This is a genomic window from Methylobacterium sp. E-065, assembly GCF_022829605.1.
Taxonomy (GTDB): Bacteria; Pseudomonadota; Alphaproteobacteria; order Rhizobiales; family Beijerinckiaceae; genus Methylobacterium.
Map to the genome: position 1 here is coordinate 75,414 of NZ_JAKSYD010000230.1, position 14,357 is coordinate 89,770.

Annotated in this window: 17 protein-coding genes; 3 read left to right on the forward strand and 14 right to left on the reverse strand. The window is 69.5% G+C overall.

The features are described 5' to 3' along the window. Positions 1-16 precede the first annotated feature (16 nt). The 5 genes from MKK84_RS26635 to MKK84_RS26655 are packed head-to-tail and all read right to left on the reverse strand — an operon-like array spanning position 17 to position 3,732. Positions 17-412: a hypothetical protein gene (locus MKK84_RS26635; RefSeq protein ID WP_147840870.1), complete on the reverse strand. Its 396-nt coding sequence runs from the start codon at positions 410-412 to the stop codon at positions 17-19. A gap of 44 nt (positions 413-456) precedes the next feature. After that, entirely contained in the window at positions 457-1,620 is a 1,164-nt protein-coding gene (locus MKK84_RS26640; RefSeq protein WP_147840848.1) for an MFS transporter, read from the reverse strand. Between the two features lie 7 nt (positions 1,621-1,627). Continuing rightward, positions 1,628-2,923, reverse strand: a complete 1,296-nt coding sequence (locus tag MKK84_RS26645; RefSeq protein WP_147840849.1) for an arsenic transporter — start codon at positions 2,921-2,923, stop codon at positions 1,628-1,630. Positions 2,924-2,959: 36 nt separating this feature from the next. Beyond that, a complete protein-coding gene (gene arsC / locus MKK84_RS26650; protein ID WP_055959023.1) occupies positions 2,960-3,385 on the reverse strand; it encodes an arsenate reductase (glutaredoxin) in 426 nt (141 codons plus the stop codon). Continuing rightward, complete coding sequence (locus MKK84_RS26655; protein ID WP_056251363.1) at positions 3,385-3,732, reverse strand: ArsR/SmtB family transcription factor; 348 nt, start codon at positions 3,730-3,732, stop codon at positions 3,385-3,387. The genes arsC and MKK84_RS26655 overlap by 1 nt, the downstream gene beginning before the upstream one ends. 47 nt (positions 3,733-3,779) lie before the next feature. Here MKK84_RS26655 and arsH point away from each other — a divergent pair, with 47 nt between their 5' ends. Continuing rightward, entirely contained in the window at positions 3,780-4,532 is a 753-nt protein-coding gene (arsH, locus tag MKK84_RS26660; RefSeq protein WP_147840850.1) for an arsenical resistance protein ArsH, read from the forward strand. A gap of 517 nt (positions 4,533-5,049) precedes the next feature. On the opposite strand, the gene MKK84_RS26665 is transcribed toward arsH, so the two are convergent. The 3 genes from MKK84_RS26665 to MKK84_RS26675 all read right to left on the reverse strand — a co-directional run bounded on the left by MKK84_RS26665 (position 5,050) and on the right by MKK84_RS26675 (position 8,308). Continuing rightward, on the reverse strand, positions 5,050-5,208 hold the full coding sequence (locus MKK84_RS26665) for a hypothetical protein (protein WP_156629667.1): 159 nt from the start codon (positions 5,206-5,208) through the stop codon (positions 5,050-5,052). A gap of 795 nt (positions 5,209-6,003) precedes the next feature. Then, positions 6,004-7,242: a hypothetical protein gene (locus MKK84_RS26670; RefSeq protein ID WP_147840851.1), complete on the reverse strand. Its 1,239-nt coding sequence runs from the start codon at positions 7,240-7,242 to the stop codon at positions 6,004-6,006. An 802-nt stretch (positions 7,243-8,044) separates the two neighbouring features. Continuing rightward, positions 8,045-8,308 carry a helix-turn-helix transcriptional regulator gene (locus MKK84_RS26675; RefSeq protein WP_147840852.1) on the reverse strand — a complete coding sequence of 88 codons (264 nt, stop codon included), beginning with the start codon at positions 8,306-8,308 and terminating at the stop codon, positions 8,045-8,047. A gap of 204 nt (positions 8,309-8,512) precedes the next feature. Between MKK84_RS26675 and MKK84_RS35740 the strand changes: the two genes are divergently transcribed. Further along, positions 8,513-9,145 (forward strand): hypothetical protein, encoded by a 633-nt coding sequence (locus tag MKK84_RS35740; protein ID WP_162240219.1) that lies wholly within the window; start codon positions 8,513-8,515, stop codon positions 9,143-9,145. Further along, entirely contained in the window at positions 9,142-10,008 is an 867-nt protein-coding gene (locus MKK84_RS26685) for a BRO family protein (RefSeq protein WP_187275331.1), read from the forward strand. Before MKK84_RS35740 ends, MKK84_RS26685 begins: the two co-directional genes overlap by 4 nt. A 264-nt stretch (positions 10,009-10,272) precedes the next feature. On the opposite strand, the gene MKK84_RS26690 is transcribed toward MKK84_RS26685, so the two are convergent. The 6 genes from MKK84_RS26690 to MKK84_RS26715 are packed head-to-tail and all read right to left on the reverse strand — an operon-like array spanning position 10,273 to position 14,310. After that, positions 10,273-10,593, reverse strand: a complete 321-nt coding sequence (locus MKK84_RS26690) for a hypothetical protein (RefSeq protein ID WP_243924980.1) — start codon at positions 10,591-10,593, stop codon at positions 10,273-10,275. 1 nt (position 10,594) lies between these two features. Next, positions 10,595-11,359, reverse strand: coding sequence for a metallophosphoesterase (locus MKK84_RS26695; protein ID WP_187275332.1), 765 nt, complete (start codon positions 11,357-11,359; stop codon positions 10,595-10,597). Position 11,360: 1 nt separating this feature from the next. Then, positions 11,361-11,726: a hypothetical protein gene (locus tag MKK84_RS26700; RefSeq protein WP_147840856.1), complete on the reverse strand. Its 366-nt coding sequence runs from the start codon at positions 11,724-11,726 to the stop codon at positions 11,361-11,363. After that, positions 11,707-12,306 (reverse strand): hypothetical protein, encoded by a 600-nt coding sequence (locus MKK84_RS26705; RefSeq protein ID WP_147840857.1) that lies wholly within the window; start codon positions 12,304-12,306, stop codon positions 11,707-11,709. The genes MKK84_RS26700 and MKK84_RS26705 overlap by 20 nt, the downstream gene beginning before the upstream one ends. A gap of 52 nt (positions 12,307-12,358) precedes the next feature. Further along, complete coding sequence (locus MKK84_RS26710) at positions 12,359-12,604, reverse strand: hypothetical protein (protein WP_147840858.1); 246 nt, start codon at positions 12,602-12,604, stop codon at positions 12,359-12,361. A gap of 26 nt (positions 12,605-12,630) precedes the next feature. Further along, on the reverse strand, positions 12,631-14,310 hold the full coding sequence (locus MKK84_RS26715) for an AAA family ATPase (protein WP_147840859.1): 1,680 nt from the start codon (positions 14,308-14,310) through the stop codon (positions 12,631-12,633). Positions 14,311-14,357 lie beyond the last annotated feature (47 nt).

The following is a 14,357-nucleotide window of genomic DNA, read 5'->3' on the forward strand; positions in this document are numbered from 1 at the left end:
GCCGGCGGCATCGGGTTCAGGCTCGGGGAGGCTCGGTGGGCGGCCCTTGCGACAGGCTGTCGAAGGAGGCGGTGACGGCCCGGGCGGGCCCCTCGATGACGGCAACGCGGCCCGGAAGTCCGACGGCGACCGGCAGGCCGGTGGCGACCTTCGCCAGGCAGAGCGCCATCAGCGGGCAGCCCTTCGAGCAATCGGGCAAGTCCGGCCGCTCCTTGGGGCAACACGGCATCTCGTCCATGGCCATCCCGGCCATGTCGTCCATGGCCTCGTCGGGCATCGCCATGACGTGACCCTGAACGGCCATCGGCGCGCGCATGCCCGCGGCGGCCGCGGATGCGGTCACCGGCGCAAGGGCGAGGCTGAGAACCGCCAGGAGCGGAAGCAGCCTGCGAAGGGCGAGCCAGAAGGTCACCGTCGGACGATGCCACATCGTAGACCGGCGAGGAAGGGACGGGACTACCGGACGCGCCAAAGGGATACGGCGAGCGCGACGTTTGCGAGGGCGAGTACGGAAAGGAGGACATAGGTCGCGTCGGCGCCCGCCTGCGTCAGCACGACGGCCCCGAGGGAGGGCGCGAGCGCCTGCGCCACCAGCCCCGGACGGGCGAGCCGGCCGACGAGCGGGGCGTAGCGCTCGGGACCGAACAGCGCGAGAGGCACCGTGCCGCGGGCAATCGAGTAGATCCCGTTGCCGGCCCCGTAGAGGACGAGCGCCAGTCCGACCACGGGCAAGCCCGCTGCCAGCATCGCGATCCCGGTCGCCACGAGAACCATCGCCGCCGTGAGGGTCCAGAGCGGGTGGTGCCGGCCCTTGCCGGCCATCTCGACGATGCGTGCCCCCACCTGGGCCGGTCCGATCAGGGCGCCGTAGGCCACGGCCGAGGTAAGAGCCACGCCACGGGCCTGAAGCAAGGTGATGAGGTGAACCGAGACCAGGGCCATCACGGTCCCGCCAAGGGTCAGCACCCCGGCCATGAGGAGGAAGGCGCGACGCTCCCGACCATCGAGACGAATGACTGGGCTCGGGCCTGCGGGTCGCGTGATCGGATGTGCGGGGGGCCGGGGGATCGCGAGCAGGACGAGCGGCAGCGTGACCGAAAGGTGCAGCCCGGCATAGGCGAGGCAGGTCCCACGCCAGCCAACCTGTTCGATCAGGAAGGCCGAGAGCGGCCAGCACACCGTGCTGGCGAAGCCGCCCCAGAGGGTCAGCGTGGTGATGGCAGGCCTTGCCTCGGCGCCGTAGAGGCGTCCGAGCGTGGCGAAGGCGGGATCGTACAGTCCGGTGCCCATGCCCAGGCCGATCAGGAGCCACCCCGCGAGGTAAGTCAGCAGGTTCGGAGCGAGGCCGAGGATGGCAAGGCCGACGGCGAGGGCGACGGCCGCGAAGGCCAGTACCGGCCGGCCGCCATGCTCGCCGATGTAGGTGCCGACCCGCGGCGAGGCCAAGCCCGCGACGAGGAGACCGAGGGACAGGCCGCCGATGACCCATCCCAGAGGCCATCCCGTATCCTTCGACATCGGCGCGGCCAGAACCGACAGCAAATAGAACGAGGAGCCCCACGTCAGGATCTGGACCACGCCCAGGGCCGAGATCACGGGCCATCGGCGCGCCGGGGCCATCGGATCGCTACCGGGCGCCGAGCACGGGTAGCCAGAGGGCCAGCGCCGCCAGGGTGACGAGCAGCACGGGCTGGGTGATGACCAGACCCACCCGCATGTACTGACCCCAGGTGATGTGCTGGCCCTTGGTGTCGAGGACGTGCAGCCAGAGCAGGGTCGCCAGACTCCCGATGGGCGTGAACTTCGGGCCGAGGTCGCAGCCGATGACGTTGGCGTAGACCATGAGCTCGCGCATCAGCGGCGAGAGATCCGGAGCCTGCTGGATGGAGAGCGCACCCACGAGCACGCTCGGCATGTTGTTCATGACCGAGGACAGGATGGCGGCGGCGAACCCGGTGCCGATGGTGGCGACGAACGGACCATGGCCCGAGAGCCAGACGAGCCCCTGCGCCAGATAGTCGGTCAGGCCGGCGTTCTTCAGGCCGTAGACCACGAGGTACATGCCGAGGCTGAAGAGCACGATCTGCCAGGGGGCCCCCGTCAGGACCTTGCGGATGGGAATGACGCGGCTGCGGTTGGCCAGCGCCAGCAAGACCAGTGCGCCGGCGCAAGTGACCACCGAGACCGGCACGCCGAACGGTGCCGTCACGAAGTAGGCGATCAGCAGCAGCCCGAGGAGCGGGAAGGCCGCCCGGAAGACCAGCGGGTCCTTGATCGCGTGGCGGGGCGCTTCGAGCTCGGCCACGGGGTACGTGGCCGGAAGGTCGCGCCGGTAGAACAGCCACAGCACCACCAGGGTCGCGGCCAGCGAGACGAGGTTCACCGGCACCATCACGGCCGCGTATCGGCTGAAGGAGATGTCGAAGAAGTTCGCCGAGACGATGTTGACGAGGTTCGAGATGACCAACGGCAGGCTGGTCGAGTCCGCGACGAACCCGCAGGCGACGATGAAGGCCAGCGCCGCCGCCGGCTTGAAGTTCAGCCGGAGCAGGATGGCGAGCACGATGGGGGTGAGCAGCAGTGCCGCGCCGTCGTTGGCGAACACCGCCGCGATCGCGGCCCCCAGCAGGATTACCAGCGGGAACAGCAGCCGTCCCCGACCCCCACCCCAGCGGGCGATGTGCAGCGCCGCCCAGTGGAAGAAGCCGGCCTCGTCGAGCAGGAGCGAGATGATGATCAGGGCGACGAAGGTGAAGGTGGCGTCCCAGACGATGTGCCAGACCACCGGGATGTCCCCGGGGTGGATGACCCCGGTGGCGAGCGCGACCGCGGCCCCGATCAGGGCGCTCCATCCGATCCCGAACCCCTTCGGCTGCCAGATGACGAAGACGAGGGTGACCACGAAGATGGCGAGGGCGAGCATCGGGACCGTTTCTTGTTCTTGGTCTTTCAGGGCGGGTCAGGCGGTAGCGACGCGGCGCCCGTGCTCGTCGACGACGCGCTCGCCATCCTCCTTGACGAACTCGCCCTGTTGGGCGGGAAGGAGGTCGAGGACCGCCTCGGAGGGGCGGCACAGGGCAACACCCAGTGGGGTGACGACCAAGGGGCGGTTCAGCAGGATCGGATGCTCGCCGATGGCATCCAGAAGCTGATCGTCCGTCAGGCTCGGGTCCGAGAGGCCGAGCTCGCCGAAGGGCGTACCCTTCTCACGGAGCAGATCACGGACCTTCACGCCCGCCCGCTCGGCAAGCTGGCGCACCAGGGTCCGGTTTGGGGGCGTCTTCAGGTACTCGACCACGTGCGGCTCGATGCCGGCGTTGCGGATGAGGGCTAGGGTATTGCGGGACGTGCCGCAATCCGGGTTGTGGTAGATCACGACGTCCATCAGGCGGTCTCCGTGCAACAGGCGGCGAGGGCAGCGACAGCCGGGGCGCAGACCTCGGGGCGTCCCTGGCAGCAGTCGCGCATCAGGAACTGGATGAGCTCGGACAGGTCCGGGTAGGCGGCGCTGTAGATGATCGAGCGCCCCTCCCGCCGGGAGGTGACCAGCCCCGAATGGCTGAGCTCCTTGAGGTGGAACGACAGGTTGGTGCCGGACACGCCGACCGCCTCGGCCAGCATGCCGGCCGCCATGCCCTCCGGCCCGGCGGTGACGAGCTGGCGCACGATGCGCAGGCGATGCTCCTGGCCGAGGGCCGCGAAGGCCGCCACGGCTTGCCGTTCGTCCATCATGATGTCAATATCTCAACCATCGTTGAAACGTAGAGGAACGAAACGTCTTGGACAAGCCCCTGCAGCCCTTCGCCGATGGAATGCCGAACCTGAGCGAGGGGCATTTCGTGGTCCCGACGACCGACGCCCTGCACGTGAAGACACCGTTCACCCACGCCCCGCGCTTCCTGATCCTGTACGGATCGCTCCGTGAGCGCTCGTTCAGCCGCCTCCTCGCCTACGAGGCCGCGCGCCTGTTGGAGGCGATGGGCGGCGAGGTGCGGATCTACGACGCGCACGGCCTGCCGCTGCCCGACGACGCCACGGCCGATCACCCGAAGGTCCAGGAACTCCGAAACCTCTCGATCTGGTCGGAGGGCCACGTCTGGGTCAGCCCCGAGCGACACGGCGCCATGACCGGGGTCATCAAGAGCCAGATCGACTGGCTGCCGCTCTCGGAGGGTTCGGTGCGCCCGACGCAGGGGCGGACGCTCGCCGTGATGCAGGTCTCCGGCGGCTCGCAGTCGTTCAACGCGGTCAACAGCCTCCGCGTGCTCGGTCGCTGGATGCGGATGATCACCATCCCGAACCAGTCCTCGGTCCCGATGGCGTACAAGGAGTTCGACGACGCCGGCCGGATGAAGCCGGGTCCGCTCTACGACCGGGTGGTCGATGTCTGCGAGGAGCTGATGAAGTTCACGCTCCTCACGCGCGAGCGATCCGACTACCTCGTCGACCGGTATTCGGAACGCAAGGAGCGCGAGCCCGAAAGGCTCAAGGCCGTCGCCGTCGACATCGGGTTCGTGAAGCGACCCTCCTGATCTGCACGTCCACGCCGACCTCTTCTACGCCATCGCCTCGCCCGGTAGGATAGCGATCCCTATTTCAAGGGCTCCACGACCGTAAGCACAAGAGTCTGAGCGCTGGGGCACGTCGGCCGCCACGATGGCGACCACGGGGGCCGTCTCGTCGGGGCGCCGACGATCGCGACGTGGACGGATCCTTCGCCAACGTCGACGGCGGTCAGCTTCACTAGGCTCAGCTGGAGCTTCCGCATGCCGCCTCGGTCAGCGAGGGGGACCGGACGGAGTGGAGCGTCCCCGAGACGTAGACGAGGTCGCGGACGTCCGTGCCCGGCGCGTCGGCCTCGGCGATGGAGGCGATCGGCTCCGCAGTCAGGAGCAGAAATTTCGCTAGGCATCACGTCCTCCTTGGCCTTGCGCCGAACGAACCCCGCCCAGGTCCGGACGGTCCCGTGCGTCGCTGTCTCCAGCACCGCCACTTCGGAGAGGGTCGACGCGGTCAGGCGGCGAGCGAGGATGGCCAGGAGTGGGATGGTCACGACGCCGCCTTCAAGACGATCGCGTCGACGTCGGCGAAGGCGCCGTCGACCTCCGCGGTGGTGATGGCGCCGGCGCCGATGCCGGCGGCGACCTGGTTGTAGACCGCCAGACAGACGCCAATGTGCCTCCGGATCTGCAGGCTCAGCACCTTCAAGCGGTCGTTCGTGAGGGGCCGATCTACCCCGTCGGCGAACGTCCACGGGTCGCTGTCCTTCCGGGCGTCGAGCAGCGTCGCGGTGACCTCGCTTAGCGTGCGCGTCAGGGCCCGCTCGTTGACGGCGACCGCCCAGCCGTCCCACGTCGTGCCGCCCGCCTCGGCCGCTAGGTGCGCCTCGTATGCGTAGGCCAGGACAGCGGCCGCGTCGGGCGGAGCCGGAGCGTTCGGATCGAGCCAGTAGCCATCGGCCTGTTGGGCCTACCTGAGCCACAGCCAGGCGCCGACCGCGTCGCAGATGACGTCGAGGGAGAGACTAACCATGTGAGATAGCGTGGACCGGGGGCGTTAAGGGGGTGAACGTCACGTGGGGCCCTGAAACATAACACCCCCCGACCCCGGGGGCCGGAGGGTGCGCTCAGGATGTGGTGCATCGCGAGGACGACGGATACGTCGACAGCCTAGAATATACCCCACCGAACAGCATCGGACAAGCAAAAAGAGGGCGAATAACGACGGTCTAGCAAGGGGTAAGCGGCGGTTCTAGACTTGGAACAACGGCGGTCCAGTAGGGGGTAGAGCCATTCCTACGACCCCCCCTGAGCGTCGACGGCCAGCCACATCCAGGGAGGGCGGCGCAGAACGTCACGGTAGTGAGCTACACCAGGGAACGGGGCGGGCGGCAGCGACGGGGAAGGTAGCAGGGGGACGACGGCGGGATGACGACCCGCGGGGAACCAGGAGGCCCGGGCCCAAGGGGACAACGGGGGCCCAGGGGCCCATATGTGGAACCAATCACCCGATTATCGTTGAGGGAGAACGGGTTACAGCGCCGAGAACGCCCGTCAGGATTTCGTCCATCTTGGCCTCCATCCACGGGCCCTTGGAGGCCGGTACGATGAAGCTATCGTGGACGGGCAGGCAGGGGATGGACGCCTTCTCGCAGGCCTTGAGGACATCCACCGCCATGGCGCTGTCTACGGCCATGCAGCGGATCCCACGGTCTGCAGCGATGTCTGCGGCGATGGGGGTGTTCCGCGCCACGACGGCCTTGAGCAGGCCGCGGGTGTAGTCCCAGCCGTGCTCCCAGTCGTCCTTGTCCATAATGGCCGCCGCTGCCGCGTTCATGGTCTTCGCGTTCAAGGCGACGTTGAGGGCGAGCTTGCCCTCGTCACGGGGGAATGTTCCCGTGACGTAGGGATCGTGGCGCAAGACGTGACCACGGGCTGCGTAGAGGATCCGCGGATGGAGGGTGGCGAAGTCCGGCTCGAAGGCCGCCTCGCCGTTGATGAGGAGCTCCCGGCGGCGTCCCTTGGGGAGGTTCTGCCACCATCCGTAGAGCCGGCCGTGGCGGTCCCAACGGCCACGGCCGAACACGCGGTAAACCTCGGGGCTCGGGGTCGGGACGACGCTGGCCCACGTCCCCTTCTCCTTGCGGTCGTTGCGGGCCCGGACAACGCGCGTGGCGTGCTCCCACCCGTCGCCCGTCGGCATCGTGACCGAGACGTTGCCGAGGTAGGCATTGATGCGGTCGAGCTCGGCCTCCAGGCGTCGCGTCTGACGTGTCGGGTCGTAGCCGATGACGTCGCCGGCCTCGTCCTTGAGGATGAGGCGGCAGCGGCGCGTCTCGTACTCGAAGGGCGCGTCGCGGAAGGCGTGGACGAGGTCGGGGGTCGCACGCAGGCGGCTCTGCATCCCGGTGGAGAGGTGGTCGCCAGGGCGGGCCCGGACCTCCTCGATCAGCCCGAGCTCGACGAGTTCAGCCACGGCGGCGAGCACGCGGTCGTAGGTGTAGGGCAGGCCCATGTACCGCGATTGACCGGCGTAGAACGCCTTGCGGCGCGAGTAGCTGACCCAGCGATCCTCGCCGGGCGCCATGTCGGCCGCGATGCACGCGGCCGCGAGGACGCTGCGCCTGGCGACGTCCTGCCTGCGATCGGGGATGTCGGGGATGCCGGCGGCCGAGAGGATGTTCTCCGGGATGCGCCAGTGGAAATCGAGGGCGCGGTCGCGCGCCTGTGCCGTGTTGAGCATGTCGTATCCATCGACACGTCAGGCACCACACCGCCGTGTCGGGACCGATGATCCGCTCGAAATTAGCCTTAGTCTATGGGTCTGTGCTTTGGAGATCCACTGATATACTTCGCGAGACCAGTAGTTCTACCGCCCCGACGGGGTGCATGATCTCACGGGGGTAAAGCATCGATTTCAGCCTCGCCCACGGCCTAACTTCGAGGCACCGGAGGATTCAGCCAACGAGCCCCGTGGACGGCTCCACGGGGCTCTAATGCGGTCGAAAATTTATTTGTGCTCGCATGCGGCCGTCGCCTGATGCCGTGAGGACATATCGAATCCGCGAACAGCTTGGTGAGCTGGTGGCTCGAACTCCTAACCCGATCGGGGTCTACCCGATGACCTCGCGGCGGCCCTGGAGCGGGCCCTGTCGGCCGTGAAGCACATCGACGCCGGTAGGATCGGAGCCGAGGCGTGATGCCCAGTGACCAGGCGTTCCTACTCACCTTCGCAGGCCTGCTGCGAGTCGGCATCCTCGCCGACCCTGTCCCGACCTACCGGGCATGCCGATCGGCTTGCGCCGCCCTTGGGGACGCATCCGTGCCCGTTGACTACACCTGACCGATTCGCGCGGTCCGCTTAGTCCACGAGGAGGATTGGGAGAGTCGGCTGAGGCCCACCCCAACCGCGGCCGCCGTGCGGGCCACGCTGGCGAGCGAGGGCGTGGAGAGCGTCCTGGCACGGTGGGGCGGGCGCTACCGAGGCAAACTCATCGCGGCAGCGAACCGCGCCGCGCGCAGGTCACCGCCCGCCAGACATTCCCTTACGTGTCCGGGATCGGGGGCACGTCCGGAGGCGTCGCCTGCGTGTAGGTGACGGTCTGCACCGTGTAGTCGGGCGTGCCTGAGAAGCTGATGCCCAAGCCGGCGTAAAACCCCATCACGGAGTGGAGCGCGCTCAGGGACGACTTCCTCATCTCGACGGCGACCATGGTCCTCTGGGACAGGCCGACGCGTCGGGAAATTTCGTCCTGCGTCAGGCCGACGAGGGTCCGCGCGGCGCGCAGCTGCATTGGGGAGGGATACACGACGAGGCACTCCGAGCCGGATTCGATGGAAGGCCATTATCACCAAAGCGCCCGAAACGTGCAATGACGGCACATCGACTCGCGTTCTCAGAAGAAGGTGATATCCTCCGATTCGTGCCGACATCGCCGGATCCACTGGCGAAAAAAATGGCCCCGGAAGCGCGCGAACGCCGCCGAGGCCTGGTCAGCCACAGGAGCATCCCCGTGACCGAACCGTGCACCCACCTTACCACCACGACCGCCCCGAACGGTAGCCTCGCCGCGTCCCTCGCCCAGGGAATTTCGCAGTACGCCGAGCGCTTCGAGGAGGCCTCGGTCCTTGAGATCGCGGCGGCCATGAGCGTCGAGGATCCCCACGCGGCGCGGTCGTTCCTCCTGGAGCGCACTGCCGAGCCGGCGTTCCCGATGCTGCGCAGGAGCGTCCTCGGTACGATCGAGCTCCGGATCGAGGCCGCCAAAGCCGCTGCGCGTGACCGCCTCCTCCTGGTGACCGGCGACGACGCGCCGGGCGGGAAGAACGACAAGGCGCGCGAGGCGATCTTCCGCCGGGACCCGGGCGCATTTCTGCCGGGCGCCGAGGTCAGCAAAGTCCGCCCGTTCGCCCGGGCCTTCTGGCACGTCCTGATCGACGGGAAGGACGTGCCCTGCGTCTACGTCTGCCGGGCCGCCGTCGTGAGCGACCTGCACGACATGGTCGAATGCCTGGCCGAGAACAGACAGTACGAGCGGGGCATCGTCATCGGTGCGCCCGAGACCGCACGGGACATCGCCGGCCTACTGCCCCCGAACATCGCCTTCGTGGCCGTACCCCTCGCCACCGACGGGAGGCGCGCGTGAACGCCATCGTCCGCATCCCGGCCGCGCCGGCGATCTCGATCTTCCGCTTCGACAACCACGACATCCGCGTCGTGGAGATCGACGGGCAGCCCTGGTTCGTCGGCGCCGACGTCTGCAAGGCCGCCCGCCTCTCGAACCCGTCCGTCTCGCTCAAGGCGCTCGACGAGGACGAGAGGGCTAAGATCTTCTTAGGGCATCCCCAGGGCGAGGTCCTGGTCATCACCGAGGGCGGTCTCTACACCCTGCTGATGCGCAGCCAGCGTGCCCTCGTGAAGGGCGCGACGGCATGGCGGTTCCGTCGGTGGGCGATGAACGAGGTCCTCCCCGAGATCCGGCGGACCGGTTCCTACGCCGTGGCACCCGCCCCGACGCCGGTCGCGATCCCCGAGGACCTCGACGAGAACAGGGTGCTGAGGAGGATGCTCCTGGCCCGGATGGATCGGGAGGACGCCCTCGTCGAGCGCCTCGTCATCACAGACCAGGAGCTCATCGACACCTCTCGCCAGCTCACCGCCTCGCAGCGGCAGGTACAGCGGGCCCTGCCGGCGGTGGAGTGCGTCGAGCGGTTCACCGAGAGCGAGGATCTCTACAGCCTCCAGGCCGGTGGCAAGGCCCTCGGGCAAAAGCCGAACAAGTTCATCGCTTGGCTGAAGGAGCGCGGCGACCTGTTGGATCTGAACAGGTCGAACCTCCCCCGGCAGGACCTCATCGACCGTGCCCCGTTCCGCGTCCGGATCGAGGAGTACGGCGGCAAGCCCCGTGCGACGCCAAAGATGACGTCGAAGGGCATCCTCCACTACGGACGCGAGCTCTGCGTCTCCGTCGACTGGCGGGCCGCACGGGAGCCCGACCTGTTCGACTGACACCCCTCAGACTCTGAGTGGTGACGAGGGGCCCGGGTGACCGGGCCCCTTTTTCGTGACTGAAATCTGGTGCAGCGAAATGGGAGCGAAGGCCGGTTCGGTATCATTGGCAACCCGGCCCGGGCACGCCTGCGCACGGTTTCGGCACGCTCTCAGCATATTTTCGCGCGTTTCAGTCCGCGCGATCGGCGTTACACCGCGAGCGAAATCCGGCCTCGCTCGTGGAGCGCGCTGCAGCACCCCCCGATCCAGGCGCTCGGTGGCCTACGGGCACGGCCCCCCGGACGGCCGCCGCCGGTACCGGACGCCGTCGTGCAGCAGCACGCCGCTGGGCAGGAGGCTGAGCTCCGCCTCGTAGGGGAACGGCCGGCCCCCGTTGCCGTAGCACCGGGAGGCCGTCACCCGGCCGCCTGAGATCCTCGCCCCGTGGCACTCCATCAGATCGATGCCGACCTCGCCGGGGGCGGGCCCGACGACGATGGCGGGGACGTCGGCCCCCTCGGGGCAGTAGAGGCCCGGGGCGGGCTGGTAGGGGTCCGCCCCGGCCGGGCCAGCGAGCAGGGCGAGGATGGCGAGCGCACGCATGTCAGATCTCCAGGACTAGGGACGGGTCGAAGGCGGGGTTCTCGCCCCGGCGGCCGCGCGGGTTCGCGAGGATGCGGGTCCCACCGATCCGGTAGTCGGCGGACCGGTGGATGTGCCCGTGGATCCAGAGATCCGGGGCGTGCTCCCCTTCGAGGACGCGGCTGCAGTCCGAGGCGTACGCGGCATCGATCGCCTGCAACGGACCCTGCCTGCCCAGCGACGCGGGATGCGGCGCATGGTGCGTGACGACGACGGTCGGGCCCGCGTGCGGCTCGGCTAGGGCGCGCTCGATCCGGCCGAGCTGGGCAACGTGCGCGGCCGCGGCCATCGGTGGCCGGAAAGCGTTCGTCTCGCCCGACGGGAGCCGCGTCCGGATCTGCCGATGATCCCGCATTCCGCCGACGCGGTCCCCGCACGTTGACTGCGCCAACACGCGGAACGGTTCGCCGAGGAGCTCATAGTCCGTCCAGAGCGTGGCCCCGACGAACCGCACGCCCTCGATGTCGAGGGTCTCCCCGACGGCGAGGATGTGAATGCCGGCGGCGGCCGCGGCCTCGCGCCCGCGTTCGAGTTCGCTCTGCCACCTCGACGCGTAGAAGTCGTGGTTCCCGGGGACGTAGATGACGCGCCGCACGAAGGGCACGACGCACGCCGCGAGCCAGGGGATGGACCTCCGCGTCAGGCCGTCGGCGACGTCGCCGGCGATGATCGCCACGTCGCACGGCGGGACGGCCGGGCCCTCCCAGCAGTCGGCGTCGTCGTGCACGTCACTGAAAATCCAGGCTCTCAGCATCCCACCCTCCCACGCACCACGCCGACCCGTCGGCCTCGAACCACACCTGCGCCGCCCGGGTGACCAGGAGGCCGTTCGTCCTAAATCCGGGACACCAGAGCCCGTACCGAAGCCGCTGCGCCGAGGGCGGCCGGTCCCCCTCGGCCACCGTGCCGGTCGCCCACGCGTGGACGTCCCGGGCCCCCGTCCGGAGGCACCGCAGCCTGCCCGCCTCCGACGCCCGGAGGACGACGTCGGCAAGCACGATCGCCGGCACGTGGCCGACGACCCGGCCGCCGACGCGCACGGACCAGAGCCGGCGCGTCAGGTTGCGGTAGACGTCACTTCTTCCCGGCGGCATGGGCGTCGCAGCAGGCCTTCGACCAGCCTCCGTGCCGGATCCGACCAGGCGCTCCGCACGTCTCGCAGATGAAGGCCGACAGGTGCTCTACGCAGTCAACTATAGTGTTGACTTCATTGCGCATCGCCTTCCTAGTCTTGCCTTCGATGGAGTAATACCATCGCGCTTGCGCAAACTTTTCCTTGGTCTGCGTCGTGCGGAATCCCGTCGCGCCGGCCTCGGAGATCAGGCTCGCGCCCGCTTCCCATAGCCACCGCCACCCGCCACCCGAGTACGGCCCGCCGTCCTCGAACGTCCTCGGGTGGCGCGCCCGCAGGGTGGCGTCCCAGTCGTCCGGGACGACGGCGCGGCCGGTCTGCCAGCGCAGGGCGAGGGTGCGCGCCAGGACGCGGAGGACGTCCTGCGCGGGGGGCGGCGCCACTGTCCTGCCGTTGTCCTGCCGGGGGAGCACGCTGCCGCCCGTCCACGTCACGAGGGGACCGTGCGGGGACGGGCTGACGCCGGTGGGTACAACGTCGACGTGCCCGGGATGCCGGCACACGGCGTCGTCGGCTATGACGCGGAATTCGTCGATGAGCATGGGGGTCTCCTGTCAGGATGCGGGGTGGGCAGAGGGGGGCCGCGCGCGGATTTCACGCCCTGTCTCCGCGCGTGCCCGGCAGGGCGTCGACGAGGCGGACGACGCCCTGGACGAGGCGGTCGACGTCGCAGGGCCCGAGGCGGCCGAGGGCCTGCGCCCGCCGCGCCAGGTGGAGTACAGACAGGCCTGAGAACTCGGCCTCCAAGCGGAGGTCGCTCGTCTCCCGGCGGGCGCGCAGGGAGAGGATCGCCTCGTCGAGGGAGGCGGCCGGGGCGGCATTCGGGCGTGCGTCGGACATGGAGGGTCTCCTTCAGTGATGAGGTGTCAGTGGCGACGGGCGAGGGTCTCGCGGCCGTCGAGAAGCGTCGTCACGGCGCGGCGGAGCGGGCGCAGGCTGCCCCCCTTCCACACGCGCGCCAGCAGATGCAGCTCGTCGCCGTCGAGGTCGGGGAGCCAGCCGGCGTCGAGGCCACGCTCGTCGCGGAGCTCGGCGACGAGGTTGGCCGCCGCGACGGGCAGGTCCTCGGCCTTGGGAAGGCCGACGTGCACGACGCGGAAGCGGTCCAGGAGGGGGCCGGGGACGGCTCCCGTCCCGTTGGCCGTCGCCAGGAACTGGGTGCCGCTCAGATCGGCGTTCGTTTCCAGATAGACCTCGTGGAAGGCGCGGCTCCCTACCGGCTCCAGCAGGGCGATCAGGGAGTCCGTGAGGCGCCCGTTCTCCGACCTCGTACCCGCCTTCTCGATCTCGTCGATGATGATTACGGGGTTGGCGACGCGGAGCCGCTGGATCGTCTGCAACGGGACGCTTGCGCGCCCCGTGCTCCACTGGCGCGAGGTTCCTCCGAACGCGGCGTCGGCGACGCCGGCGGCGTTGTAGAGGACGCACGGGATCCCGGCCGCCTCGCAGAACACCTGCAGGTAGCTCGTCTTCCCACTGCCCGGCGGCGACACCGCGAGAGTGTTCCGCAGCCGGGCTACACCCCCGTTGGCGAGGTCCCGCAGCAGCAGCGCGGTGAGGTCCGTGAACCACGGGAACCGCGCGTCGAGCAGCTTGCCGACGGCCACGACATCGACGCCATGGACGAGCGGCAGGGCCTCCCCGGCGAGCGTGTTGAACTCCGCGCGCGGCGTGGACCCCCGCGACGTCCGCGATGAGCCCGTGGTCTCGGAACCGGGTAGGTGGTCCAAGGCCCCCTTGGCTAGGACGACGAGCGTCGGGGTGGCGCGCGCCGCCCGGTCCCTCCAGCCTCCGTCGCCGAGGGGCCAGTCCAGCTGCGCCAGCGCGGCGAGGCCGTCCGCCTGCGCGTCGACCCAGTCCTTGGCGGTGCCGCCGGCGCCACCGCGGGCGAGGTCCTCCTCGATGCCGATCTGCCGGTGCGCCGCCGCGATGATCGCGAGCGTCTCGGCGAATCGGGCCACGTGGTTGTCGTACGGCGCCAGGCTGCTGGCCAGGTCCTCGGAAACGTACCCCGCCTCGTCCAGCTCCTCCGTGGCATCGCCGCAGTATCGAAGGGCGTTCCGCAGGGCGAGCCAAGCGGCGGCGTGATGCCCGTTGGAGGCCGACGCCAGCGCCAGGCGCAAGCAGATCGAGCTGCAGCACGCCGCCGCCTTGGCGGACCCCAGCGCCGCCTGTGCGAAAAGCAGGTCATCCGCCAGCAGCGCCGCGGCGTTCCGGCCCGCGTCCGACGTGGTCTCCGCGTTGGCGTGCCCGCGCAGCGCCGCCTCCACCTTCTGCAGGGAGGCGATGCTGACGTCCCGCCGGGTCTGCCCGAGCTGCCGGACTAGCGCGGCCGGGAGCCGGGGCTCCTCGCCGAGGAACCGGGCGAGAGCCAGGCCGGCGTCGACGCGGGCGTCGTACCGCACGTGCTCGCCGCCGAACGCCTTCGCACGCGGCCCGATGGGAGCCTCGGGCTGGCGGGGCCCCGTCAGGGCGGTGGAGTCGAGGAGCGTGGCACGGGCGGCCTGGACGGCAGCGGCGCGCGCCCGAGAGGCGTCGTCGGTCATGGGGATCTCGCTGGAACGGGAGTGCACGCGGGGCGCGCCGAGCAGGG